Source organism: Staphylococcus sp. Y174-1, assembly GCF_049897865.1.
Classification (GTDB): domain Bacteria; phylum Bacillota; class Bacilli; order Staphylococcales; family Staphylococcaceae; genus Staphylococcus; species Staphylococcus saprophyticus.
In genome coordinates this window covers 131212-156226 of the sequence record NZ_JAFCXB010000002.1, presented here as the reverse complement: position 1 = coordinate 156226, position 25015 = coordinate 131212, and the positions used below count along the sequence as shown (strand labels likewise).

24 protein-coding genes and 1 pseudogene are annotated in these 25015 nt (G+C 33.4%); 17 read left to right on the top strand and 8 right to left on the bottom strand.

What is annotated here, in order from left to right; genetic code table 11:
- The first annotated feature begins 126 nt into the window (after positions 1-126).
- Positions 127-1029, top strand: coding sequence for an alpha/beta hydrolase fold domain-containing protein (locus ACP7BT_RS07570; protein ID WP_041079174.1), 903 nt, complete (start codon positions 127-129; stop codon positions 1027-1029).
- Between the two features lie 164 nt (positions 1030-1193).
- Here the strand turns inward: ACP7BT_RS07570 and ACP7BT_RS07565 are convergent, their stop codons facing one another.
- Both ACP7BT_RS07565 and ACP7BT_RS07560 read right to left on the bottom strand, forming a co-directional pair.
- The gene (locus ACP7BT_RS07565) at positions 1194-1604 is read right to left on the bottom strand and encodes a hypothetical protein (protein WP_041079172.1); all 411 of its coding nucleotides are present in this window, start codon (positions 1602-1604) and stop codon (positions 1194-1196) included.
- A gap of 8 nt (positions 1605-1612) precedes the next feature.
- A complete protein-coding gene (locus tag ACP7BT_RS07560) occupies positions 1613-2089 on the bottom strand; it encodes a thioesterase family protein (RefSeq protein ID WP_002482506.1) in 477 nt (158 codons plus the stop codon).
- A gap of 137 nt (positions 2090-2226) precedes the next feature.
- Between ACP7BT_RS07560 and corA the strand changes: the two genes are divergently transcribed.
- Together corA and fni are read left to right on the top strand one after the other, a co-directional pair.
- Positions 2227-3174 carry a magnesium/cobalt transporter CorA gene (corA, locus tag ACP7BT_RS07555; RefSeq protein ID WP_041079168.1) on the top strand — a complete coding sequence of 316 codons (948 nt, stop codon included), beginning with the start codon at positions 2227-2229 and terminating at the stop codon, positions 3172-3174.
- 66 nt (positions 3175-3240) lie between these two features.
- Entirely contained in the window at positions 3241-4284 is a 1044-nt protein-coding gene (fni, locus tag ACP7BT_RS07550) for a type 2 isopentenyl-diphosphate Delta-isomerase (RefSeq protein WP_041079167.1), read from the top strand.
- 406 nt (positions 4285-4690) lie between these two features.
- Here the strand turns inward: fni and gltS are convergent, their stop codons facing one another.
- Positions 4691-5899: a sodium/glutamate symporter gene (gene gltS / locus ACP7BT_RS07545; RefSeq protein ID WP_041079166.1), complete on the bottom strand. Its 1209-nt coding sequence runs from the start codon at positions 5897-5899 to the stop codon at positions 4691-4693.
- Positions 5900-6178: 279 nt separating this feature from the next.
- Between gltS and ACP7BT_RS07540 the strand changes: the two are divergent.
- The 6 genes and pseudogenes from ACP7BT_RS07540 to ACP7BT_RS07515 all read left to right on the top strand — a co-directional run bounded on the left by ACP7BT_RS07540 (position 6179) and on the right by ACP7BT_RS07515 (position 9279).
- Positions 6179-6501: pseudogene (locus ACP7BT_RS07540) on the top strand (PadR family transcriptional regulator).
- Entirely contained in the window at positions 6494-6628 is a 135-nt protein-coding gene (locus ACP7BT_RS07535) for an HAAS signaling domain-containing protein (RefSeq protein WP_002482511.1), read from the top strand. Before ACP7BT_RS07540 ends, ACP7BT_RS07535 begins: the two are co-directional and overlap by 8 nt.
- A gap of 96 nt (positions 6629-6724) precedes the next feature.
- Positions 6725-7054: an HAAS domain-containing protein gene (locus ACP7BT_RS07530; protein WP_011302507.1), complete on the top strand. Its 330-nt coding sequence runs from the start codon at positions 6725-6727 to the stop codon at positions 7052-7054.
- A complete protein-coding gene (locus tag ACP7BT_RS07525; RefSeq protein WP_228481071.1) occupies positions 7051-7326 on the top strand; it encodes a hypothetical protein in 276 nt (91 codons plus the stop codon). The genes ACP7BT_RS07530 and ACP7BT_RS07525 overlap by 4 nt, the downstream gene beginning before the upstream one ends.
- A gap of 65 nt (positions 7327-7391) precedes the next feature.
- Entirely contained in the window at positions 7392-7850 is a 459-nt protein-coding gene (locus ACP7BT_RS07520) for a DUF4097 family beta strand repeat-containing protein (protein WP_241092742.1), read from the top strand.
- A 103-nt stretch (positions 7851-7953) separates the two neighbouring features.
- The gene (locus ACP7BT_RS07515; RefSeq protein WP_037537845.1) at positions 7954-9279 is read left to right on the top strand and encodes a Na+/H+ antiporter NhaC family protein; all 1326 of its coding nucleotides are present in this window, start codon (positions 7954-7956) and stop codon (positions 9277-9279) included.
- Between the two features lie 115 nt (positions 9280-9394).
- On the opposite strand, the gene ACP7BT_RS07510 is transcribed toward ACP7BT_RS07515, so the two are convergent.
- Positions 9395-10006 carry a DNA-3-methyladenine glycosylase gene (locus ACP7BT_RS07510; RefSeq protein WP_002482515.1) on the bottom strand — a complete coding sequence of 204 codons (612 nt, stop codon included), beginning with the start codon at positions 10004-10006 and terminating at the stop codon, positions 9395-9397.
- A 299-nt stretch (positions 10007-10305) separates the two neighbouring features.
- Between ACP7BT_RS07510 and ACP7BT_RS07505 the strand changes: the two genes are divergently transcribed.
- Entirely contained in the window at positions 10306-10908 is a 603-nt protein-coding gene (locus tag ACP7BT_RS07505; RefSeq protein WP_235304894.1) for a DUF805 domain-containing protein, read from the top strand.
- Positions 10909-10965: 57 nt separating this feature from the next.
- Here the strand turns inward: ACP7BT_RS07505 and ACP7BT_RS07500 are convergent, their stop codons facing one another.
- On the bottom strand, positions 10966-12582 hold the full coding sequence (locus ACP7BT_RS07500; RefSeq protein WP_041079163.1) for a ribulokinase: 1617 nt from the start codon (positions 12580-12582) through the stop codon (positions 10966-10968).
- A gap of 229 nt (positions 12583-12811) precedes the next feature.
- Between ACP7BT_RS07500 and ACP7BT_RS07495 the strand changes: the two genes are divergently transcribed.
- The 3 genes from ACP7BT_RS07495 (at position 12812) to ACP7BT_RS07485 (ending at position 16559) form a co-directional block, all read left to right on the top strand.
- The gene (locus ACP7BT_RS07495; RefSeq protein ID WP_426303756.1) at positions 12812-13711 is read left to right on the top strand and encodes an ABC transporter ATP-binding protein; all 900 of its coding nucleotides are present in this window, start codon (positions 12812-12814) and stop codon (positions 13709-13711) included.
- Positions 13704-14942, top strand: coding sequence for an ABC transporter permease (locus tag ACP7BT_RS07490; protein ID WP_041079161.1), 1239 nt, complete (start codon positions 13704-13706; stop codon positions 14940-14942). Before ACP7BT_RS07495 ends, ACP7BT_RS07490 begins: the two co-directional genes overlap by 8 nt.
- Positions 14943-15542: 600 nt before the next feature.
- Positions 15543-16559 (top strand): aldose epimerase family protein, encoded by a 1017-nt coding sequence (locus tag ACP7BT_RS07485; RefSeq protein ID WP_041079160.1) that lies wholly within the window; start codon positions 15543-15545, stop codon positions 16557-16559.
- A gap of 129 nt (positions 16560-16688) precedes the next feature.
- Here ACP7BT_RS07485 and ACP7BT_RS07480 read toward each other — a convergent pair whose 3' ends face one another.
- Positions 16689-17345 carry an MOSC domain-containing protein gene (locus ACP7BT_RS07480; RefSeq protein WP_002482521.1) on the bottom strand — a complete coding sequence of 219 codons (657 nt, stop codon included), beginning with the start codon at positions 17343-17345 and terminating at the stop codon, positions 16689-16691.
- 159 nt (positions 17346-17504) lie between these two features.
- Here ACP7BT_RS07480 and ACP7BT_RS07475 point away from each other — a divergent pair, with 159 nt between their 5' ends.
- Positions 17505-18206 carry a ribose 5-phosphate isomerase A gene (locus tag ACP7BT_RS07475; RefSeq protein ID WP_002482522.1) on the top strand — a complete coding sequence of 234 codons (702 nt, stop codon included), beginning with the start codon at positions 17505-17507 and terminating at the stop codon, positions 18204-18206.
- Positions 18207-18581: 375 nt separating this feature from the next.
- On the opposite strand, the gene ACP7BT_RS07470 is transcribed toward ACP7BT_RS07475, so the two are convergent.
- Positions 18582-19805, bottom strand: coding sequence for a CPBP family glutamic-type intramembrane protease (locus tag ACP7BT_RS07470; RefSeq protein WP_002482523.1), 1224 nt, complete (start codon positions 19803-19805; stop codon positions 18582-18584).
- A gap of 254 nt (positions 19806-20059) precedes the next feature.
- Between ACP7BT_RS07470 and hutG the strand changes: the two genes are divergently transcribed.
- On the top strand, positions 20060-20989 hold the full coding sequence (gene hutG / locus ACP7BT_RS07465; protein ID WP_041079158.1) for a formimidoylglutamase: 930 nt from the start codon (positions 20060-20062) through the stop codon (positions 20987-20989).
- On the opposite strand, the gene ACP7BT_RS07460 is transcribed toward hutG, so the two are convergent.
- Positions 20979-21854, bottom strand: a complete 876-nt coding sequence (locus ACP7BT_RS07460) for a LysR family transcriptional regulator (protein ID WP_011302519.1) — start codon at positions 21852-21854, stop codon at positions 20979-20981. The two genes, hutG and ACP7BT_RS07460, sit on opposite strands and share 11 nt — an antisense overlap.
- A 226-nt stretch (positions 21855-22080) precedes the next feature.
- Here ACP7BT_RS07460 and hutU point away from each other — a divergent pair, with 226 nt between their 5' ends.
- Together hutU and hutI are read left to right on the top strand one after the other, a co-directional pair.
- Positions 22081-23742, top strand: a complete 1662-nt coding sequence (gene hutU / locus ACP7BT_RS07455; protein WP_041079156.1) for a urocanate hydratase — start codon at positions 22081-22083, stop codon at positions 23740-23742.
- Complete coding sequence (gene hutI, locus ACP7BT_RS07450; RefSeq protein ID WP_041079154.1) at positions 23742-24980, top strand: imidazolonepropionase; 1239 nt, start codon at positions 23742-23744, stop codon at positions 24978-24980. Before hutU ends, hutI begins: the two co-directional genes overlap by 1 nt.
- Positions 24981-25015: the final 35 nt, after the last annotated feature.

The following is a 25015-nucleotide window of genomic DNA, read 5'->3' as shown; positions in this document are numbered from 1 at the left end:
CAAATTATATTATAACTGTATTTTTATGTCATTGTATTAATTTTACCATACTATGAATTTTGATTAGTAAGTAAAATGAAATATTCTAAATACTTGGAGAATAAACTTAGATTGGATGGATTATAAATGAAATCAAGACTGACAACTAAATTTGTGAATAAGTACCTCTTACCTCATAGATCTATTATTTTTAGTTCAGATGAAGCTTTTGAGCAATTTTTAAATAATCGCGAGAAAATTAATGAAAAAAAACATAAACAACCTGAAACATTGAATGTTAAATCTGATTTAGATAAACAAATGCTAGGGGATATGCAAGTCTTTAGATTTCGTTTTAGACATAGCCACGAAAGAAAAATACTCTATATACACGGTGGTTATAATACATTGCAGCCATCTGCTTTTCATTGGAGATTTATGGATAAGCTTTCATTAAGTACATTAAGTGAAGTTGTCATGCCAATCTATCCAAAGACACCTGAGTTTCATATAGAAGATACTTATAATGCTATATTTGAGATGTACAATAAATTGCTAACTGAAGTGGATAGTGATGCTATTGTCATTATGGGAGATGGCACTGGTGCTGCTTTAGCACTAAGTTTTGTGCAACAACTGAAGAAAAAAAAACACCCTTTACCAAGTAAATTATATTTGTTTTCACCGTTACTAGATGCCCAATTGGATAATGAAGGTATCACGGAATCACTAGATAAAAAAGATGTCATCGTTAATAAAGATGGCGTACAACGCATTTTAAACATATGGTCTCATAATCTGCCATTAGACGATGCACGTGTGTCACCAATTTATGGAGAACTGACAGATTTGCCACCGATATATATGTTTGGCGGTGCATACGAAATTTACCTCCCAGACATGCAAAGATTTGCACATATTTTAGCAGATAAATCACAAGAAATACATTTTTATGAATATAAAAGAATGATTCATGCTTTCCCCTTATTACCTATAAGAGAGTCTCATAAAGTGGTTAAGCAAATCGTAGAAACGTTAAAAGATGAATGAACAGATAACTAAATATTTTAAAACAAGCTGAAACATGGATGTCAAAGCTTGTTTTTTTATAATCATTAATAAAATGCATATATGGTTGTCATACAACGACCTGTGATTAGGTTGTGATTATAGTTTTATAGCTTTACGCTACATTAGGTTTGTTGCACATGTCATTAAAATGTTTGGTTTAATATCGTTGTGTGAACTGTGTCGATAATTAATTTTTGACCCATTAATGAATAATGATGTGCAAGTACTACATCATAGTCTTCGGTGGGTAGCGCAAGGCTTTTAAACTTAGCTGCAGATGATTCGAATGATTTGATGACTTGAGTGCTAAATTCCGTAAAATTAAGCTTGAAAGCTGCATCGTCAGAATCATTTTTTAATATTGAATCTATGGCATCAATCGCTTTCTTCTGACCTTGTAAATAACTGATATCTAAACCACGTTTAATTAATTTATTGTCTGGTCCGTTTAATACAAGTTGCTTACTTTGATTTAATTCGCTTAATTCATATTTAGTATCATCGAATAAATCATACAATTTTGATGCTACTGCTGAATGTATATGATTTGTCATAGTAATATCTAAACTCCTTTTCTTGAAATCCGAATACGATGGCCTAATTGTTTTGGCCATTCAATTAATTGTTGATTATCATAATAATTGATAATTGCTTGTGCAAATTGTTCTGGGAAAGGTGCAGTTTTATTAGTTGCACGATTAATACCTAACATGAGTGCTTCATTCGTAGCAACTTTTGAACCATGTTCATTTGTCATTATGGAAAAGAAATGGACGCTTTTTTCATTATAATCATATAAATAGATGGTAATGTGATAGCGTTCGTTTTTCTTTAATTCAGAAAGGTAGGCCGTGTGTTCTTCAACTGTAAATAGTGTATAGTTTAAGGCTTCACGCTCCTCCAAGGATAATCCGTGTTGATAATTGAATTGGTTAATGGCATCGCTAAAGACCATATTATAATGAGCATCATGCATGTGACCATTGTGATCAATCATATCTTCGTTCACTTGCTGAATCACTGTGAAAGGATTTTTCATGAATACAACTCCTCAAAGTTTGAAAATATATAATTAAAGTTTAACATGTTTTAAAGTATGCTTAACGAAATAAATCTAAAACATACACACATACTATTTCATGGTAAAATAAAGGAAACGATTTCGGGAGGGGAATAATGAGTATAACGATTAAATATCAAACTTCTGAACAACCTTTCGTTCAGGTAGCTCACTATAATGAAATACCAAAAGAAGCTACGCTGATTTGGTATGATTTTAATGACCCAACGGAAACTGAAAACGAAGTATTACAATCACAATTTAAATTTAATAAACTTGAAATTGAAGATACGATAAAAGGGACACCGAGAGCAAAATATAAGGCCTATGAAACATATCAATATCTCGTCTTTCATAGTATGGATACCCCTTTTAATAGGGATAAAGCGTTAAATTTGTTTATCAAAGATAATATTTTGATTACATACCATCACAAACCATTTTCAATATTAGAAGATGTAGAACAAATGATTAAACATCAATTTAATAAAGATTTAGATACGTCTGATGTGGCACTGTATATTTTAGATAAATTGGTAGATGATTATTTTAAACACATTTATGACATCGAAGATAGAGTGTTTGAATTCGAAGACCAAAATTTAAACAGTCAATCTATTAAAGGTATCATGGAAGATGTATTTAAAATTCGTGGTGACATTATTAAATTGAAACGCATTATATACCCTATGAACGAATTAATAGATAATATTAAAGAAAGTAAGCTATTACTTGTAGATAGTAAAAATCATATGTATATTCAACATATAGAGGATCATATTATTAAACAACAAAGTATTTTAAAAACTGCACAAGAAGTGACAACTGAAATAAGAGATAATTATTCGTCCTATACCTCATTTAAAATGAATAGTGTGATGCAAATACTGACCCTAGTATCTGTGATATTCTTACCATTAACGTTAATTACAGGTATATATGGCATGAACTTTATCAATATGCCTGAGTTAAAGTGGCATTATGGTTACTATATTGTATTAGGTATTATGTTGGCGATTAGTGCAGGATGTATTTATTATTTTAAAAAAGAAAAATGGTTTTAGTATGTAATTTAAGACATTATTTAATATATCAAAGCATTATAAAATGATTGAAAGTAGGAGCAAAAGATGAGCGATAATAAAAGAGAACAAAGAAAAAATGAACATGTAGAAATTGCGATGGCACAAGGAGATGCCACGATTTCTGATTTTGACGAAATACGATTTGTACATCATTCAATTCCTAATGTCGATGTCGATGATATTGATTTAACAAGTCAGTTAAAAGACTTCACACTAGATCAACCTTTATATATCAATGCTATGACTGGTGGTAGTGAATGGACGAAGCAAATCAATGAAAAATTGGCTGTAATAGCACGTGAAACTGGTATCGCTATGGCAGTTGGTTCTACACATGCTGCATTAAGAAATAGTAAAATGGCATCATCTTTCAGTATTGTCAGAGATACGAATCCGGATGGTATTATTTTCAGTAATGTTGGTGCAGATGTCCCTGTAGATAAAGCGGTTGAATCTGTAAAATTACTCGATGCTCAAGCACTGCAGGTTCATGTGAACGCTCCACAAGAACTTGTAATGCCAGAAGGTAATAGAACGTTTTCTACTTGGATGGAAAACTTAGCACAAATCGTTTCACGCGTAGACGTGCCAGTGATTGTAAAAGAAGTAGGATTTGGTATGAGTAAGGAAACTATTAAGAGCCTCAATGAAATCGGTGTACGTTACGTCGATGTTAGCGGTAGAGGTGGCACAAATTTCGTGGATATTGAGAATGAAAGACGCACATACAAAGATATGGATTATTTAGGATTATGGGGACAAACAACAGTTGAATCACTGTTGGAAAGTGCTTCATATCAACAAGATATGGATATTTTAGCCAGTGGTGGTGTAAGAACACCTTTAGATGCAGTTAAATGTTTGGCATTGGGTGCAAGCGCAGTCGGGATGTCACGCCCATTTTTAAATCAAGTTGAAAACTATGGTATTACTGAAACACTTAATTATACTGAACAATTTACAGATCATATGAAGAAGATTATGACCATGCTTGATGTCAAAACAATAAAAGATTTAAAACAAACGCAAATGGTATTTAGTCCTAAATTACAGTCATGGATTGAACAAAGAGGTTTAGACATCAGATAATTTGAAAAGTTCAAAATAATAGAATAAAACGAAATTAAGCAAGCCACGGCAAAAATGCTCGGCTTGCTTAAATGTGTGATAAGGGATTGGTGTATAAATGACAAGTACTTATACAAACACTTAAATTACTTGATACAAACTGTCGACAAAATCTTTGATTTTGTTGGCAGTTTTTTTACCCATAATTTTCACGGATACTGTCTTAGCATATAATCTTCAACAAGTACTATACTCACAATTTCGGCATAAATCACTATCAATGTAATAGTATATAAAATAAACATGATTGGTATTTATTGTATTAAATAAAGCAAATAATAAAAGCGCTCAATACAAAATAATTGTCATTTCTAAAAATATTTCAAAAAAGCTTAATAAGTGCTACTAAAATTTATTTGTAAGTTATCTATTTAAAGGCATTGATAAATATAGTCACTATTGGTACACCAAGTAGGTCAATTAAGAATGCACCGACAATTGGTACTACGAGATATGCTTTAGGAGATGCGCCATATTTTTTAGTGATAACATCTAAGTTTGCCATAGCATTTGGAGTTGCACCTAAACCATGACCAATAAAACCGCCTACCATAACTGCAGCATCGTAATTCTTGCCTAAGCCACGGAATAATACGATGACTGAGAACAGAATAATAAATAAAACTTGAACTAGTACGATGATGATTAACGGTATTGCTAATTGATATATTTCAGTAAGTTGAATACTCATTAAAGCAATGGATAAGAATAGACTAAGTGATACATCACTGATACGATCAACGATTTTCATATCAATTATTTTTAGATTATTGTATTCTGAGATATTTCTGATTATGACAGCGACAAACATTGCACCAACATAAATAGGGATATTGATACCTGTTAAATCGGTAAATGTGTTTCCTAAATAGGATCCAATGGCCATACAAATAGCTACAATTGTAAATTGTAGTAAAAATACGGTAGTAGGCGCCATTCGATTGTGTAAGTATTCGTTTCTATCACTTTCAGAATAATCTTGCGTAGTTTCTTCTGCTTGTTCAGGCTTTAAGTTATATTTATTAATTAAAAATTTCACTACAGGGCCACCAATTAACCCACCTGCGACAAGACCCAGTGTTGCTGCGGCTAATGCTGCCGTTAATGCTGAATCGACACCTATGCCTTGTAACGTTTGTCCATATGCAGCTGCATTGCCATGACCGCCTTCCATTGACATAGAACCCGCAGTTAAGCCAAGTAATGGCGAAATATTGAGTACTTTTGCTAACGAAACACTTATTAAATTCTGACAAATTGCTAATATGCCACAGAAGATAAAGTAAAATATAAGTATTTTACCACCCAATTTTAGTAGTTTAAGCGAAGCGCCTAAGCCAATCGTTGTGAAAAATGCGAGCATAAAGAAATTCTGTATAAATTCTGAATCTAATTTGATTGTTAACAAACTTGCTGACTTCAAAATTGCGACAACAATTGCAAATAATAGTCCTCCGATTACCGGCGCTGGTATACATAATCTTTTCAAAATATTTACATGATTGACGATGTATACACCAAGTAAGTATAAAATACTTGCAAGTGCTAAAGTGGTAATTGCATCTAACTCTAGCATTAATAGACCCCCTTTATTTCATTAACTTTATGTAATTATTTAAATATGATTTCATATTAAGTAAACGTTTACAAAAATATACAAGCATCATTATACATTCTTTAAAACTAGAATGATAGTTTGACCTATAATAAAACAATAGTTGCCAATTTAAACAACCTATATAGTAAAGGAGAAAAAACATAGATCAGTACCTTGCAATGTACAGTAGTGTGTTATATTTTTAGCGTAAACTACTGTACTATACATAGTACTGGTTTTCCGATGAGGAGGGCTTCAATGAACAGTCAATTTAAAAAAGGTGCGCTCGAACTAATTGTCTTATTAATCATTAAACGAGATGATCAGTACGGTTATTCGCTTGTACAAAATATTTCAAGATATATGACGATAGCTGAGGGCACCGTGTATCCATTGCTCAGAAGATTAGTGAAAAGTGGAGAACTAGCAACTTATTATAACCATCGACGGAAGGTCCAGCAAGAAAATACTATCAAATCACTAACCAAGGTGAACAACGATTAAATCTGCTGTTAGATGAATGGCAAGCTTTTTCAGGTGCTGTTAATCAATTTATAAGGGAGAGTGAATCAAATGAATAGAGTAGCATACCTTAAACAGTTAAATAAACATTTGAAAAATTTAGATGATACAGAACGACAGGATATTATTAATGAATATGACACGCATTTTTATAGTGGATTACAAGAAGGAAAAACCGAAGAATAAATCGCTGATGAATTAGGCAATCCGAGACAATTAGCGAAAGAATTAAATGCAAATGCTGCGATAGTCAAGGCTGAAAAAAGTAATAAATTAGGGGATGTGGGTCATGCTACATTAGCTGTTATGGGTTTAAGTATATTAAACTTTTTCGTCATAACGATTCCTTTTATCATATTATTAAGTGTGGTTATTTCATTAATCATTACGACGATATCTCTCATACTCTCACCGATAGGTATTATAATTAAAGGTGCTATAGAAGGGTTTGAAGCAGTTGTCTTATTAGATGTTTTTGTGACAGGCACGATGTTTGGTTTAGGACTCATACTATTCGTCATTACTTATCTTATTACAAAAGGATTTTATGTACTTTGTGTTAAATATCTAAAATGGAATATCCATGTAGTGAAAGGAAGTGCTACGAGATGAAAAAATCATTGATATGGATATTTGTTATTGGTTTAGTCATAACAGTGATTTGTGCAGTAGGTGCAGTTCAACAATTTAAAATTGAACATAAAAAAGCAAATCAAATTACAACGAATTTTAATGAAACTTATAATAATAAAAGTATTAAAGGATTAGATTTAGATTTAAAACATAGTAATGTGAAAATAAAAGAAGGTAAAACGTTTAAGGTATTATCAAAAGGTTCTAATGAAAAAATCAAGATTCATGCAAAAGTTAAAAAGGCAACTTAACGGTAAGTGACCACAAAGGACAATCAAATGTGGATATTTCGTTTTTAGACATGCGATATAATGATATGACTATATATGTTCCTCAAGATTTAGGAAATTTAAAGGTACATTCAGATGATGGTAGTACAACTTTAAATGATATCAATGCGGATAAAGCACAGTTGAATACAGATGTAATGAATTTGACCATCAATGATAGTAAGTTCAATCAATTGGTTGCGTCTGGTGATACATCAGACATTAAACTGAACAAAACGCAATTTCAACACGGTGATTTCAAAACGGATACCGGTGATATTTTAATGAAAGATACACCAGCGGATAAACCTATGCAAATTAAAACAGATACTGGTAATGTAGAGTTAATATATGGTAAGGATAAACCTAAAAACAGTCAAATTGAGTATAGTAGTGATACTGGTAATTTAAATATTGAAGACAAACAATTTGAAAATAAAAAAGTCGGTAACGACCATCATGTGATCATGATTAAGACAGATACGGGTGATGCGTTAATTAAATAAATAATATGCTTATTTTAAAGGGATAATGTCAATTCAATGACATTGTTCCTTTTTTGATTTACTATATATCGTATGAAAATACTAGGTTATAAGGAGTATATATATGGAACAGTCGTTACGAAGTGAAAAACAATATGGGGCGTTAGCCTTATTGCCGTTGCTAATATTCTTAATTTTATATATTGGCGTAGGGATTACTTTCACGATAATGGGTAAAGAGGATGCGTTCGATCAGTTACCGAGACATGTGGCAATCATGATAGGTATTGTGATTGCGTGGACTTGCTATGATAGGAAAACAGCATTCACAAAAAAAGTACAAATTTTTACTGAACATGCTGGTAATTCAGGCATAGTAAATTTAGGATTAATCTTACTACTCGCGGGTGCATTTTCTACTGTGACTTCAGAAATGGGTGGCAAGGCTGCGATGGTTAATATGGGTCTGTCTGTTATTCCACCAAGTTTACTCATCCCCGGCATATTTATCATGAGTGGTTTTGCGGCCTTAACATTAGGGACTTCAACTGGTGCACAGGCAGCATTCATTCCTGTTGGTGTTGCAGTCGCACAAGCTGCAGATTTAAGTGTTGCAGCGGCGGGTGCAGCGGTGATCGCAGGTGCATATTTTGGAGATAATTTATCTATTATATCTGATACGACGATCGCAGCAACAAATGGTGTCGGTGCGAAAATGAAAGATAAATTTAAGATGAATGTCTTAATTGCTTTACCGGCAGCTATTATTACAGCTATTTTTTATGCTGTTGTAGGAGGAACAGGTAAAGTAGAAGGAGATTTAAGTTTTAATTTTATCAATATTTTGCCTTATATTTTCGTCTTGATAGCAGCGATTGCTGGTCTTGATGTAATACTTGTATTAATTATTGGTATCGTTATGGCTGGCGTACTTGGCATGGTGCAAGGTCAAATGGGCGTATTTCAATTTACAAAAGCAATAGGTGATGGTATGGAAAGTATGTTCACTATTTTCCTCGTTGCTTTCTTAGTATCAGGTCTTGTGGCATTAATTCGTTACTACGGTGGTATAGATTGGATTATTACAGCTATGAAGGCAAAAGCAAAAGGGCGCAAGAGTGCTGAGTATGTTATCAGTTTAATGTCTGGGGTGCTTTCAGCAGCTTTATCACACAATACATTGGCTATTATTATTTCTGCGCCAATTGCAAAAGAAATCGGTGACGAGTATAAAGTACCACCAAAACGTATGGCAAGTTTACTAGATATTTTCGCGTGTTGTGCATTAATGGTATTACCACATGACTCAGGGATGTTAATGGTAGAACAATACGGTGATGTATCTTACTTAGAAGTTTTAAAATATTCATTTTATCCTGTGATTTTTGTAATTTGTACAATCATTACAATTCAATTTGGACTATTGGATCGAGATAAAAAGCAAAAATAGCATAAATATATCTGTTTCTCATTAGACACTTACTTTATGTTTTGGAAAAGAACTATATAAGTAAAGGACATTCAATATGCGTTTTAAAAACGTATTCTGAATGTCCTTTATTTTTTTATATGCGCCAAGTATATTCTGGTTGTCGCATGTCTGATTTCTTCATTCGTGAAATATATGGGTTTCCTTTTACAGTGAATCTTAATGGCTTGTGTGTCCATTCCCCTTTGTTAGGTATGCCAATACGGCCACTTGCTTCAATTTCTTTAGGATACTTACGATTTTTTGTATCAATTTTTAGCCGACCTTCATTCAATTTGGATCCGTCTAAATGTCTAGGTATGTTAAACGCCTTAGTCCATTTACCTGGGCCGTTAGTCAGTTCGAAACCGTTCTTTCCTCGATTAATAGCCATTAACTCTATACCTTCTTCGGGTTCTATTGCCCTAATTAATACCCCTTCAGGTTGGCCTTCCAATTGGGTAACGAAATTAATGAGTAGATGTGTATGCATGACATGGGCATAAATAGTGCCGCCTTGTTTATACAATGATTCAACTTTAGGTGTTCTCTTTCCGTTATAACCATGGGCAGCACGATCTTTTGTTCCTATATATGCCTCTGTTTCTACAATATAACCTGTAAAGGTTTGTAGTTCATCGTGGTAGATGATTCTTACGCCGAGTAAGTCTTTAGCAATTGTTACGGTATCGCGTTGTAAAAAATCCATTAGATGCCCTCCACTTTTAATTATATGAAATTAATTTTTTTTAGATGTTTTTAAAATATTTGTAAAATTGTGTTACTATGTACATGATTATTTGTTACACTAATTATTATAAGATTAATAGGAATTAGCATATGCTTTTGGTTAAAGTCTAGTATATGACAAAACTTATTGAAAACAAAATGAATATGAAATGATGGGAAAGTATGGAACGAAGCATTGGATTTGGTCAGGCACTCAAATTATTTTAGAAAAACTATGTTAATTTCAAAGGGCGTTTACGTCGTAGCGAGTACTGGTTCATGGCATTATGGAACATCATCTTTATGATGCCAGCATTGATTTTGTATATCATCGGTTTAATAATGACTGTATCAGGCGCATCATCAAGTTCTGAAGAATTGGTTGCTATAGGAGTTATATTATTATTCTTATCGATTTGTTACGCATTAATATACAGTTTGGCAACATTAATTCCAGGATGGGCACTATTAATCAGAAGATTTCATGATACGGGAAGAACCATGCTCATGCCATTAATATATCTAGGTGTTATTGTTATAAGTTATCCGGTGCTATTTGTAGTGAATATTCAAGATCCTGAATATAATAATCCCGTATATATCATATTTTTTGCTATTATTTTCCTTGTCTATATAGCACTTGGCATCTACATGCTAGTGATTTGTTGTCTTGATAGTGAAAGAAAAATGAATAAATATGGTGCTAGTCATAAATATGGCAATCATATTCAATCATCTACTAACACATATGCAAATCAAGACGCACCTATACACGAAGACACAAATGTGAAACACGTGAATAGTGAAGAGAATGCTTTCAGTGAAGAAGTTAACACTAGTGATGAGAACGCTACTAAAAAAGACGATAATTTTAAATATTAAATGCCATAAATTATAAAGAGGGTTGTTTCATATAATTGAAACAGCCCTCTTTATAATTTAATTAATGTAAGATAATTGTGGATATTCTTTACCAAGCAAATCATGCAAGGCTTTATAACGATCAAATAAAAGCGCATACTGTTTAACTTTTTTAGCTTCTGGTTGTTTACGATAATAAACAGGTTGCTTCATATGTTTGACAGTTTCTTTTAAGGTTGGATAAGCGCCACCAACATTTGCACCCAACATAGCTGCACCAAGCGCTGTAGCGTTACTTGAATCAATAACGACCACTTCTTTATTTAGCACATTAGCATAAATATCAACTAAAAGTTCACTTTTTATAGGAATACCACCGGCAGCATATACTGTTTCTACGGGAATGTGGTTGTTTTCAAATTGTTGCATAATCATTTTTGTTCCGAACGCTGTAGACTCTAAATAAGCTTTGTGTATCATTTCAAATGGTGTTTGCAGTGTTAAACCAAAGATACTACCTGTTAGCTTACTATCACTTAAGATACTACGGTTACCATTATGCCAATCGAGTACGGTTACATGCTGTTTATCTATTGATATATCAGCAGCCAGTTTCTCTAAGTATTCAAGGATAGAAAGGCCTTGTTTTTCAGCTTGGTCTACATAAGATTTTGGTGCGAGGCTGGCAGAATAATTAAATAAATCACCAACAGCAGCTTGTCCAGCTTCATATGCATAAAGACCTGGAATGATAGCATCTTTAACTGAACCAGTAATTGCAGGTATGGGTTCTTGTTTTGGATCGAGCATCAGATGGCATGTACTTGTACCGATAACAGGCGTGAATTCACCTTGTTCAATTGCGCCGACACCGAGTACACCGGAGTGCGCATCAATGATATACGGAGAAATTTGTACTTGTTCTGTAAGGCCCCATAGATTTTGATAATATGGGCTCAAACTACCAGCGCTTTCACCGATATTGACTACGGGTGCTTCGCATTTTGTTTTAACAATTTCTGGTAATTTCTGATCGATAGCTTCAAAAAAGGAATAATTAAAGCCATCTGTTTCGTTATAAAAGCCTTTAAATCCAATGCCACAATTAGAGCGAATATTTTTATCAGTTAATAAACTGACTAAATAATCTCCAGCTTCCATGATATAGGCACTACGTTCTAAAACTTCTGGTGCTTTGTTTTTAACTTCTAATATTTTAGGAATCATCCATTCACTGTTTACGTTATGACCATAAAAATTTAACCAGGATGGGTTTACCTTATCACTTACTTGTTTCATGTAGGTTGCTTCATCTTGAGCGCCATGATGCTTCCACAGTTTCACATAAGCATGCGGTTGATCTTCTAAATCTGGATGTAAATGTAAAGGTTTGAAGTCATCATCTAAGAACACGATGGTACAACTGGTGAAATCTATACCAATGCCGATGATGGACTTAGGATCGACTTGACTATCTTTTAAGACGTACTGAACGCCTTCCTCCAATATAGAAGTGTAGTCTGCTGCATGTTGTAAAAAATAATTGTGCGGTAATTCGGCACCATTTAATGATTCTGAAATGGTGCCATGTGGATATTCTTTTATATATGTAGAAATAATTTCACCATTTGTTGTATCTACTAAAAATACGCGCCCTGAAGCAGTACCATAGTCGATGCCGATACTATATGTCATGATTGCATTGCCCCCTAATCAGTTTGTGGAAAAAGCCTAGAGACTTCATTTATCTTTATGATAGTGCTTACATATTATAATGTAAAGTTAAGATCATTGTGATATTGGATTATTGAGAAATACAGTCTTATTAATATAAATATGTGTGATTTATTTAAAAATGTATATTTCAAAAGACAAATGGTATCATCAGAATAGAGGATTTATATAAGAAGGGTGGCGAAATGGTATGTCATTAATAATTGACCATGTAACAAAAAAGTATAAAAATTTTACTGCTGTAAACGATATGTCACTTTCCTTAGAAAAAGGAAAGATGCTAGGATTTTTAGGAAGAAATGGCGCTGGGAAAACAACCACATTTAGAATGATATTAGGATTGACACCCATTACAAAGGGAAGCATCACATATAATGATAAAGTAATCGATCGCTCGTTATATAATCGTATTGGTTATTTACCAGAAGAACGTGGCTTACATCCTAAGATGAAAGTAGAAGACGAATTACGTTATTTAGCTACATTAAAAGGCATGGCATCTAAAGATATTACAAAAGCAATTGATTACTGGTTAAAACTATTTGATATTACAGAAAATAGAGAAAAGAAAATCGAATCACTTTCTAAAGGGAATCAACAGAAAATTCAATTACTAGCAAGTATGCTACATGATCCTGAGTTGCTTATTCTTGATGAACCATTTAGTGGTTTGGATCCAGTGAATGTTGAATTGCTAAAGTCGGCGGTTCAAGACTTAAACAATGCAGGTACGACAATTATATATAGCTCTCATAGAATGGAACATGTTGAGGAACTATGCGATAACGTATGTATTTTAAATAAGGGGGAGCTTGTTGTATCGGGGCCAATTGATGAAGTGAAAACGAATCATGGCAACAAACGTGTAGTCATTGAAACAGATCACGAAATGCCAGAAATTGATAAAGTAGATGGGGTCCTAGAGGTAGACAGAAATAAGAGAGAGATTAAAGCAATGATAGAGACAGAATCCGTCGCAGAACAAATTTATGACATAGTGAAGCAATATGGCTTTGTGAAACGATTCCAGGTAGTAGAACCTTCACTAAATGAAATATTTATAGACAAAGTAGGTGACGTTAATGGATAAATTTTTAGTAACATTTTCACTGACGTACAAGAACAAAGTCAAGACGAAATCATTTATGATTTTTACTGGATTGGTTATTGTCTTAATGCTCTTAGCAGCTAATATGAATAAGATTATTGATTTGTTTGATGATGGTCCTGATAAAGTCGGCGTTGTTTCATCTGACAATGAAATTTATAAAGTAATAAAAAGTCAAGGTGATCAACTGGACGAGGGGGCTACATTTAAAAAAGTTTCAGAGAAGCAAGCTAAAACGCAAGTTCAAAACGAAAAATTAGATAAAGCATACATTATCAAAATGACAGATGATAATAAACTTTCTGGAAAAATTTTAAGTAAAGATACAGTTTCAGAACAACAAAAACAAAAATTAAAAGCTTCTTTATCAACAATTCAAACACAACTCGTCGCAGCGAACTTGAATTTGTCCCAAGGGGAACTGAAACAATTGCAATCACAAAGTAAAGTTACGTCAGAAGTCATTGCTGATAAAGCAAGCAATTCAAATTTAAGTGAAGCGCAAAAAGGCTTTAACACAATAATGGTATACGCAGGACTGATGTTGATATTCTTTATTGTCTTTAATTATGCAAGTCAAGTAGCGATGGAAATTGCTACAGAAAAAACGTCACGCGTTATCGAAATGATTATTACGAGTGTGAGTCCAGTCACACATATTTTAGCTAAGATTTCCGGTGTGATTGCTGTGGCATTTACACAGATTATCATATTTGTAGCGGCAGGCTTAATATGTTTCTTCGTATTTGATATAAGTGATATGTTGAAAGGATTTAAAATTGAACCAAACGAGTTAACGATGCAAATATCTATTGTAGGTATCGTTTCACTAATTATTGGTATCCTTTCATATATTATATTAGCAGCTATTTTGGGATCCATTACGGCACGTATTGAAGATATCAACCAAGCGTTGATGCCGATGACACTATTCAGTATGATTGCATTTTATATCTCGTTATTCAGTGTGATGAATCCAGATACAATGCTTACAAAAATCACTAGTTTTATCCCGCTATTGTCTCCGTTCGTAATGTTTGTACGTTCAGCGTCACCTGATGTTGCAGTTTGGGAGATTGTTGTGAGTGTTATTTTATCCATTATTACCATTTTTATTTTATTATGGATTGCTGTAAGAAGTTACAAAAATACGATTTTGAGTTTTGATAAAGGCTTTATGAATGCAATGAAACGTATTTTTAAAAGAAGTTAAACGCATGAATACCTAATAGAGTGAGATAGAAAATTATTTTTTTCTAAGCAAATGTCGTTGCGTGATCTCTAGATAACATGACTAGATTGTGAAATGGGCTGAGGCATGATAGACGTCTCAGCTCGTTTTTTTGTTATTAATTCATATAATTATTGATTGGAAGATGATGAATTTGTTGGGAATTAGGTAAAAATAGAAAAATGTATAACAATTTTCTATATAGTTTGATAGAATTTATGATTAGTATAGATAAATATTTGAATAAATTGTTACAATATAAGTGAGTAATATGAAGATATAAAAAATGATTGAATGTATTCAAATGTTACATAATTATTTTTAATTAAACATCTAAGCATATTTTATGATTGAGGGACCATAAATATATGTTTTAGAGATCATTTGTGTGCACCAATTCAGTGTTTTAATGATGAAATTATGATTATCTTATATTCGTAAACGAAATCTATATTAGATAATTGCCTTCACACTTATTTAAAACCCCTTGAATCAAGTATAACGAAGGCGACATTTATGATTGAATTTTATTCATGGAAAAACCTATTATTAAAGTGTAGGTTTGAAAGGGAGTCATTAATGATGTTTGCAAAAGTAGAAAGTCAAAGCAATGGTATCGATTTGATTAAAATTGATAATGAAGAAACAAAAATTGTTTTTACAAATTATGGTGCGAGAATTGTATCGTGGAAATACGACGATAATAATATTGTACTGGGTAATGTCGTTGAAGCAGATGAGTTTTATGAATCGAATCCTTATAATTTTGGTGCAACCGTAGGTCGATATGGCGGAAGAATTGCAAATGCAACATTTGAGTTAGATGGTAAAAAATATGAGTTAGATGCCAATAATGGTGTACATAATATTCATGGTGGACCCAATGGTATAGACAGACGTTTCTTTGATTATAAAATTGAAGAACAAGTCGGACAAGTGAAAGTTATTTTTACTACTACAATTCAAAGTGCAGATGATCACTTTCCAGGTGATATTGATTTAGAAGTGATTCACACTTATAATGTCGACCATAAGTGGACGATAGAATATAAAGCGAAATCAACTGAAAAAACATTGTTTAATCCGATGAATCATGTATATTTTAACTTGAACAGAGACAACAATGTGATTGATAATCACAGCATTTCAAGTTCAAAATTGGATATGTATTTATTAGGGGAAGACAATATCGTGAAAAGTATGGAACCTTTAAGTTTGGTAAATACCTTCCAAGAACAAAATATCCAGTTCAAAGATATTTTTGATAGTGAAGACGCAATTGTTAAAGAACAAATGCAACGCTTTGGTGGTATTGATCATCCATTTGATATTGGTGGTAATGAAATGACTGTGGAAAATAAACATTTTATATTAAAAGTAAACACAGACATGCCAAACATTGTCATTTACACATTTAATGATACAACTGGTTGGAAAAGTGATTTCAATATTTATAAAGCTCACTCAGGTTTTACATTAGAAACGCAATGTATTCCAAACGATATTAATTTATTAGGCAATCAAGCACCATCCATTTTAAAAGCTAACGAGCCTTTTTACTCTAAAACGTCATATAAAATTTCTGAAAAGCAATTATAAAAATGAACGAATCAATACTTATGACACCATTTGGGAGAGTGGTTAGTTATTAAGTATAGACTATATGAAAGGCGGGTATCTTAAATGAGATACCCGCCTTTCATTTTAATTTAATTACAGCAAACGCTATTATTTTTGAGCACGTTTTAAGAAGCGTTCAAATTTGCTAATCCTGTCGCTTGTTAAATATGGATTTTTTAAAACATAGGTTAAGCGATTAATATTTTTATTATCATTGTAATAGATGTCATTGAGCTCATACACAGAAAGACGTGTTGATGCATCCGCAGATTTGATAAGTTTTAAATGATTGGAGTCGTGTACGTAGCCTTCTTGTAACACACGAAAATAGAAGCCAGTTTTACAAGAAGATGACATTCTCTTAATCAAATCAGGGATTTTATACTTTTCTTGTATTTTCCAACAAGGTTCTCTGATTTCTGAAACTTCTAAAATAGCTTCACCAAGCTGGAATTGATCACCAAAATAGACATGCGCTTCATCTAAATCAGTTGCTGTTAAATTTTCACCAAACATCGCATAGGGTGGTAACGCTGGTAGGTCATGTTTCCAAAGTTCGTAATTTTTCTTACTGTACAGGCAAACGGCTTTATTTGGCCCGCCATGTCCTTTATATTCTTGTTCATCTTCAGCAAATCCAGTATGTGTAAGCCACATTTTTCCTGAATATTTTTCTTTATTTAATGCAGAACGCATAGGTCTTTTGGTACTATATGGTAAATCTTGTATTTTGCCAGTAGAAATGGCTTCTAATTTATAAATCATATTTTTGTACCTCCAACAATAGATTGATTATTATTTTAAAACAATGTGTTAATTATGCAAGTATATGTATAAATTCATTTTGAAAATCAGTTTTCTGTCTAGGTATTTTAATAAATCTCATGTACAATAAAGATAAAAGTACAGTATAAAAGGGGAAGCATGATGGATAAGAAACAGTTAAAAATGAGAACATTTAATGATGCATTAGACCAGATTAAAGATGGTATGATTGTTGGTATTGGCTCTGGATCAACGATTGAATTGCTTGTCCCAAAAATAGCAGAGAAACTGGAACAAGAACAAATAAAAATCACAGGTGTCTGTACCTCTAATAAAACGGCATTTATAGCCAAAGAGTTAGGTATCCATATCATTGATGTGAATGATGTGGATCATATCGATATTGCAATAGATGGCGCAGATGAAATTGATAACGACTTAAACTTAATTAAAGGCGGTGGTGGCGCGCTATTTAGAGAAAAAGTAATAGATGCCATGGCCGAAAGATTTGTTGTCTTAGCTGACGATAGTAAATGTGTAGACTATCTTGGACAAACGTTTAAGTTGCCTGTTGAAGTGGACAAATTTAATTGGTTACTTGTAGCTAAACGAATTAAAGCATACGATGATTTAAAAGTAACACGTCGCATGGTTGATGATGTGCCATTTATTACAGATAACGGTAATTATATCTTAGATGTTGTATTAAATGAAGGTATCAACGCAGCAGATATGCATGAATTTTTGATTCACCTTATCGGTGTACTAGAAACAGGTTATTTTTTAAATGTTGCAGACCAAGCCATTATTGGTACAACGAATGGAGTAAAGATTAAAAATAAAGCATCATTGATAGATTAAAAAAGGCATTGTGCTTATTCATTGGAGCACAATGTCTTTTTGTATCGTTTGAAAATATCATATCGCTACATGCTACAGTAATAAAACAAAAAACCAATACTAAAGCTATCAGTCATGAAACATAGCTTAGCATTGGTTTTTAAAATTCATAAAATCAGTTGAATCATTTTATGGTGAGTATGATTAGCGACGGTGTCCACGTTTACTTTTCAAATCAAAAGGTGAGCGTTCGTAATCATTATTAGATGAATCAGCTGTATCTAAAGCTTGATCATCTTGTTGCGTTACATCGTTACTTTCTGAACTTAAATGACTTGACGATTCATCACTTTCTTCATCGATTGATGTACGTGCATCAGATACGACAGATGACTGTCAATTTGAAGAATAGCGAGAACTTGCTTTCAATTCATCTTGGTCTGATTCTGGATGTGCCTTCTCAGTAGATGCTTCTACTGCACTATTCGCACGTGAATCTGAGTGTGTAGTGTCCACTTTCGTTGAATCATTTGATGATGGACTTGGTGTATTCTCTGAGATTATATTCGCTCGACTGTCGTCCTCATGTGCAGTATCTTCTGTCGAATTGTATTGATTAGCTTGGTCTGATGCACTTGATTCATGCTGACGATCAGTTACATCTTGTTCATCTTGAACTTCTGAAGACGTCTCAGCTGTAGCGGCATTTACATTCGCTGAATGATGCGTTTCGTCTGTTTCTGACGCGTTATATTCATCACCAGCATCTGTCTGATCTTCATCAGTATCATTAACGTGATCAAGATAATTATTTTCCTCTACTTCGTCTAAATTACGTTTTGTAAAGAAATAAAGGATTGTACGAATAATTAAACTAATTAAAATATAAAGTATAGCAACGGCTGCAGTTGATAAGGCGATGACTTTCATAGCAAATACTTCGCCTAATTCTTCATTAAATAAGAATACAAGTCCAAATGACATTGCGAAATGGAATAAAGTTGCAATGTATATTGTACGGCCTTTCGTTGCACGTATTAATTCCCCAATAATCATTGAAAAAGCAAATGAATATAGGAAACTATATATTGCAAAGTCAAAACTAAAGGCGATGTTTACATTCCATATTGCATACATAAAACCAACAATAATAGACGCGAAGAACGTGTTCATCTTAGTTTCAACAATATGTTGTAGATAAGAACGGAAACCGAGTTCTACTAAAAAAGCCATGACAATTTGTCCTATAATAATAGATGAAATTGAAACAGATAAATCTTTTGTTTGTAAAAGAACAAAACTATCAGAAAAAATATTAAAGCATACCATAGCTATAATAAAAATAATTAATGGTAAAATAAGCGCTAAAATTGCACGCTCAATCACTTTTAAGCTAATAGTCAATTTTAAACTAGCTAATTGAGTACCTCTGTGTGAAAATATAGCAATACAGATAAAAGCTGCTATGAATGGTGCAAGTGTACTCATATCAAAGACGAAATCTTTAAATGGAACGGAACTCTGTAAATCTTTAAGTATAATAGGTAATGCATAAGCAACAATAAAGAAGATAAAAATCATCATTGCCCATTGAAAACCTGGTATACGTTTTGTATTCATTTATGTAACCTCCAATAGGGTTCAAAAAATCATTTGTACCTAATTATACATATTTATGAGATAGAAATAAATTAAATTCCCAATTTATCATTGAAATGTAATAGTTTGAGTTAATCTAACATGAAATTGAAATATTTATTACGAATTTTTGAATTTATAATGATGCGAATTGGGTAAATATTATTATAAATTGAATTGAGGAAAATGTAAGCGTACACTTTTAAATGACCGTAAGTATTTAAAGGAGGAGAATTATGTATAAATTAGCACAACGTGATCTTTGGACTGGAAGAATTGATAGTGAAACAGATGAATCACAATTTAGGCACTTTCAAACTATAAATTTTCGCAATATTGAAGATGATAAAAATGAATCACGTCATGGTGTAGGTATACTAGGGTACGCGGTAGATAAAGGTGTTGAATTGAATAAAGGGCGTATTGGTGCAAAAGAAGGCCCGAATGCAATTAAAAAAACGTTTGCCAATTTACCAGTTATTAGACAATGTAATGTATATGACTATGGCAACGTTGAACACAATCATGATAGATTAGAAGAAACGCAACAAGAATTTGCGCATTACGTTGCCAAATCTATAAAAAAACATAATCAAACATTCTTACTTGGTGGTGGTCACGATATTGCATATGCACAATATCTAGGCACGAGAGAGGCATATCCTGACGCTTCTATTGGTGTCATTAATATTGATGCACACTTTGATACACGAGAAGAATCAGGTTCAACATCTGGCACGAGTTTTAGACAAATACTAGAAGAAGATGAAAACACAGATTATCTTGTATTAGGTATACAACAGGGTGGCAATACTCGAGCACTATTTGACTATGCAGAAACTAAAGGCATCGGTTATGTTTATTCAGAAGAATTGCTTCACCAAATTTCTCCTCCAATCAAAGATAAGGTGGAACGTTTTGTACATGATCATGATGTCATCATGTTTACAATATGTATGGATGTTATTGACAGCGCGTTTGCACCAGGTGTGAGTGCTAATGGTGTGCTTGGATTATCACCACACATCGTACTTGAATTAGCTAAACGCATCATTCCGAATGAAAAAGTCCCAACAATTAGCATTGCTGAAACAAATCCTAAGTATGATGTAGATAACAGAACTGCAAAATTATCAGCTAATTTCTTATATCATTTTATTCTTTAAAATTCCAATAGTTAACACATTGTTCGATGAAAGAAAGCACACGTGATGAGTGCTTTCTTTTTTTTAGGTAGTTAATATATATAGAACGACCTAACTTAGGTTGAATATCTAAGACATCTAAATCCTTAGCATTAAATGATTGATAATAAACTCTAGGTATCACAGCATATCCCAAACCTCTATGCACAAAGTTCGTGGCAGCTTCAAATCGATCCGCTTCAATAATGATATTAGGATGCAAGTTCATACGGTTAAAGTAGTCATCTAGATGTTTGCGAACTTGGGATCCTTTGGTTGGCAATATTAATGGCAAGGATGCAATAGAAGTAGTATGTGAATGTGGAAAAGCATTTTTAGGAGTGATCAACACATAGGACTCCTCATAGAGCGGTATAGATTCAATATCATCATGCTTCATTTGTTCGTTAGTGAAAGCAACATGATTCTCAAAGTTAACGAGCAATTCAAAAATTTTATTTTGATCATGAATTTCAGATACAAGGTAAGTTTGATCTGGAAATTGTTTAGCATGTGTCGATAATACTTGAGAAAGCCATTGGTTTGTCGATTCTAAAATAGATATTTTAATTTTAGGTACATGTCCCATATTGAGATCGTACATTTTTTCGATAGTTTGATGATATTGATGTATCAGTTGTCGTGCGTAATTGTAAAAATGAATGCCTTTTTCAGTAATTTTAATATCTTTAGTCGTACGCATAAATAGATCATAACCTAGATCAGCTTCCATTTTTTTAATTGTTGTCGTCAGAGAAGGTTGACTAATATGTAAAAAGTTAGCGGCTTTAGTAAAACTATTATATTTAACAACAGCAACAAAGTATTCTAATTGTATAATTTTCATAGGAAAGCTCCTTTAATTAGTTATTTATAGTTTAAAGCTATCAATAATTAGTTTATTTATATTGGTAGTCTATATAATAACATATTATACTGGCCCATATAGAGAAAGGTGTGCTTTTGTGTAAGTATCGTGCTTACATTGCTTATTACCATACCATTTGTACTATGGATTTTTTAGTTATTGTTAAACAAAGGATAAGTTTATTAAAAACAAGGAGTGATTTTTCATGAGAAAAATAGAAGCAAAAAGAGGGTTAGACATTGAATGTAAAGGTTGGGAACAAGAAGCAGTACTGAGAATGTTATATAACAACCTTGACCCGGAAGTAGCTGAACGCCCTGAAGACTTAGTTGTTTATGGAGGTATAGGTAAAGCTGCACGTAATTGGGAAGCATTTGAAGCCATTGAAGATACATTACGTTCATTAGAAGCTGATGAAACAATGTTAGTTCAGTCTGGTAAACCCGTTGCTGTATTTAAAACACATGAAGAAGCGCCACGTGTATTAATATCTAATTCAGTATTAGTTCCAGAATGGGCAAATTGGGATCATTTCAATGAATTAGATAAAAAAGGTTTAATGATGTATGGTCAAATGACAGCTGGTAGTTGGATATATATTGGTTCACAAGGTATTGTTCAAGGTACTTATGAAACATTTGGAGAAATTGCGAATCAACATTTTAATGGCAAATTAAATGGCACGGTCACTTTGACAGCTGGTCTAGGTGGTATGGGTGGTGCGCAACCACTAGCCGTTACAATGAACGGTGGCGTTGTTATCGGCGTAGACGTCGATGAAACACGCATTGATAAACGTATTGAGACGCGTTATTGTGACGTTAAAACACACGAATTATACGAAGCGTTACGTTTGGCTGATGAAGCTCGTGAAAAGGGTGAACCATTATCAATTGGTTTAGTCGGTAATGCGGTTGACACACATAAAGCAATCTTAGATAAAGGTTTTAAAATTGATATTGTGACAGACCAAACAAGTGCACATGATCCGCTAAATGGTTATGTACCTCAAGCGTATTCGTTAGAAGAAGCGAAAGCAATACGCCAAAAAGATCCAAAACAATATGTTAAAGAAGCACAAACTTCTATGAGAAAACATGTAGAACTCATGCTTGAATTTCAGAAAAATGGTGCTGTTGCATTTGATTATGGTAATAATATCAGACAGGTTGCATTTAATGATGGATTAGAAAATGCATTTGATTTCCCTGGATTTGTGCCTGCTTATATTCGTCCATTGTTCTGTGAAGGTAAAGGCCCATTCCGTTTTGCAGCATTGAGTGGAGATCCGAAAGATATTGAGCGTGCAGATGAAGAAATGAGAAAGATTTTCCCAGATAATGAAAAATTAATTCGTTGGTTAGATTTAGCGCAAGAAAAAATCGCCTTCCAAGGTTTACCGTCACGTATTGCGTGGTTAGGTTATGAAGAGCGTGCGAAAATGGGCTTAGCATTGAATAAATTAGTAAGAGATGGTGAAATTTCTGCACCAATTGTCATTGGTCGTGATCATCTTGATTCTGGTTCTGTCGCTAGTCCAAACCGTGAAACTGAAGGTATGAAAGATGGTTCTGATGCTGTTGGTGATTGGCCAATCTTAAACGCATTAATTAATACAGCAGCAGGCGGTTCATGGATTTCATTCCACCATGGCGGCGGCGTTGGTATGGGTTACTCTTTACATGCAGGTATGGTTGTTGTAGCAGATGGATCAGAACGTGCTGATAGAAGATTAGGACGTGTATTAACGACAGATCCGGGTATGGGTGTTGTGAGACATGCGGATGCTGGATATGAATCTGCGATTAAAGTTGCAAAAGAAAAAGGTATCAAAATCCCAATGATTACAGGTAAAGGAGACAAATAATGAACGATTTAATTATTCAAAACATTAAAGAACTAATTTTACCAAAATCTACTGAACGTCCATTAAAAGGAAAAGAGTTAGACGAACTTAACATTATTGAAAATGGAACGGTTGTCGTTAAAAACGGCAAAATTGTCTACGCAGGAGAGCACTCAGATGCCTATGAAGCAACTGAAACAATTGATGTAACAGATAAAGTGGTTTCACCAGCTTTGGTTGAAGCACATACACATCTTGTTCATGGTGGTTCACGTGAACATGAAATGTCACTTAAAAGACAAGGTGTTTCTTATTTAGAAATTCTTGAACAAGGTGGCGGCATTTTATCTACAGTTGAAGCTACACGTAAAGCTACTGAAGAAGCATTATTTAAAAAGGCAGAAAAGAATTTGTTGACGATGATGGAACATGGCGTTTTAGCTGTTGAGAGTAAAAGTGGCTATGGTCTAGATAAAGAAAATGAACTAAAACAATTACGTGTATCTAATCGTTTGGCTGAAAAATATAACTTAGACATGAAACACACATTCCTTGGTCCGCATGCCGTACCTAAAGATGCTGAGTCTAATCAAGCTTTTCTTCAAGAGATGATTGATTTGTTACCAGAAGTTAAGCCGTATGCTGATTTTGCAGATATATTCTGTGAAACTGGTGTGTTTACGGTTGAAGAATCGAAAAAATATATGGAAGCGGCAAAAGCATTAGGTTTTGATGTGAAAATCCATGCAGATGAAATTGATCCATTGGGTGGTTTAGAGTTAGCTATCGACGAAAATGCAATCTCTGCAGATCATCTTGTAGCATCAAGTACAGAAGGTAAAGAAAAACTAAAAAATAGTGACACTGTCGCGGTGTTATTGCCTGGTACGACTTTCTATTTAGGCAAGGAATCTTATGCAGATGCGCGAGGTATGTTAGACAATGATGGCGCAATCGCGATTGCGACAGATTTTAACCCAGGTAGTTGTGTCACAAACAACTTACAACTTGTGATGTCGATTGCTGCCTTGAAATTGAAATTATCTCCAAATGAAATTTGGAACGCAGTGACTGTTAATGCGGCTAAAGCCATTGACATTGATGCTGGTACCATTAATCAAGGAGATAAAGCTAATATTGTTATTTGGGATGCGCCTAACCATGAATATATTCCATATCACTATGGTATTAACCACGCTGAAAAAGTCATTAAAGATGGTAAAGTGTTGATTGATAATCGTATCAAATTAGAACAATAATTTGAATAGTTAAAGCTGAGTCAAATTGACTTGGC

Excerpts from the sequence above, each read along its gene's own strand:
- ACP7BT_RS07570 (WP_041079174.1), top strand. The coding sequence starts at position 127 with ATGAAATCAAGACTGACAACTAAATTTGTGAATAAGTACCTCTTACCT.
- ACP7BT_RS07565 (WP_041079172.1), bottom strand. The coding sequence starts at position 1,604 with ATGACAAATCATATACATTCAGCAGTAGCATCAAAATTGTATGATTTA.
- ACP7BT_RS07560 (WP_002482506.1), bottom strand. The coding sequence starts at position 2,089 with ATGAAAAATCCTTTCACAGTGATTCAGCAAGTGAACGAAGATATGATT.
- corA (WP_041079168.1), top strand. The coding sequence starts at position 2,227 with ATGAGTATAACGATTAAATATCAAACTTCTGAACAACCTTTCGTTCAG.
- fni (WP_041079167.1), top strand. The coding sequence starts at position 3,241 with ATGAGCGATAATAAAAGAGAACAAAGAAAAAATGAACATGTAGAAATT.
- gltS (WP_041079166.1), bottom strand. The coding sequence starts at position 5,899 with ATGCTAGAGTTAGATGCAATTACCACTTTAGCACTTGCAAGTATTTTA.
- ACP7BT_RS07535 (WP_002482511.1), top strand. The coding sequence starts at position 6,494 with ATGAATAGAGTAGCATACCTTAAACAGTTAAATAAACATTTGAAAAAT.
- ACP7BT_RS07525 (WP_228481071.1), top strand. The coding sequence starts at position 7,051 with ATGAAAAAATCATTGATATGGATATTTGTTATTGGTTTAGTCATAACA.
- ACP7BT_RS07520 (WP_241092742.1), top strand. The coding sequence starts at position 7,392 with ATGACTATATATGTTCCTCAAGATTTAGGAAATTTAAAGGTACATTCA.
- ACP7BT_RS07515 (WP_037537845.1), top strand. The coding sequence starts at position 7,954 with ATGGAACAGTCGTTACGAAGTGAAAAACAATATGGGGCGTTAGCCTTA.
- ACP7BT_RS07510 (WP_002482515.1), bottom strand. The coding sequence starts at position 10,006 with ATGGATTTTTTACAACGCGATACCGTAACAATTGCTAAAGACTTACTC.
- ACP7BT_RS07505 (WP_235304894.1), top strand. The coding sequence starts at position 10,306 with ATGGCATTATGGAACATCATCTTTATGATGCCAGCATTGATTTTGTAT.
- ACP7BT_RS07500 (WP_041079163.1), bottom strand. The coding sequence starts at position 12,582 with ATGACATATAGTATCGGCATCGACTATGGTACTGCTTCAGGGCGCGTA.
- ACP7BT_RS07495 (WP_426303756.1), top strand. The coding sequence starts at position 12,812 with ATGTCATTAATAATTGACCATGTAACAAAAAAGTATAAAAATTTTACT.
- ACP7BT_RS07490 (WP_041079161.1), top strand. The coding sequence starts at position 13,704 with ATGGATAAATTTTTAGTAACATTTTCACTGACGTACAAGAACAAAGTC.
- ACP7BT_RS07485 (WP_041079160.1), top strand. The coding sequence starts at position 15,543 with ATGTTTGCAAAAGTAGAAAGTCAAAGCAATGGTATCGATTTGATTAAA.
- ACP7BT_RS07480 (WP_002482521.1), bottom strand. The coding sequence starts at position 17,345 with ATGATTTATAAATTAGAAGCCATTTCTACTGGCAAAATACAAGATTTA.
- ACP7BT_RS07475 (WP_002482522.1), top strand. The coding sequence starts at position 17,505 with ATGATGGATAAGAAACAGTTAAAAATGAGAACATTTAATGATGCATTA.
- ACP7BT_RS07470 (WP_002482523.1), bottom strand. The coding sequence starts at position 19,805 with ATGAATACAAAACGTATACCAGGTTTTCAATGGGCAATGATGATTTTT.
- hutG (WP_041079158.1), top strand. The coding sequence starts at position 20,060 with ATGTATAAATTAGCACAACGTGATCTTTGGACTGGAAGAATTGATAGT.
- ACP7BT_RS07460 (WP_011302519.1), bottom strand. The coding sequence starts at position 21,854 with ATGAAAATTATACAATTAGAATACTTTGTTGCTGTTGTTAAATATAAT.
- hutU (WP_041079156.1), top strand. The coding sequence starts at position 22,081 with ATGAGAAAAATAGAAGCAAAAAGAGGGTTAGACATTGAATGTAAAGGT.
- hutI (WP_041079154.1), top strand. The coding sequence starts at position 23,742 with ATGAACGATTTAATTATTCAAAACATTAAAGAACTAATTTTACCAAAA.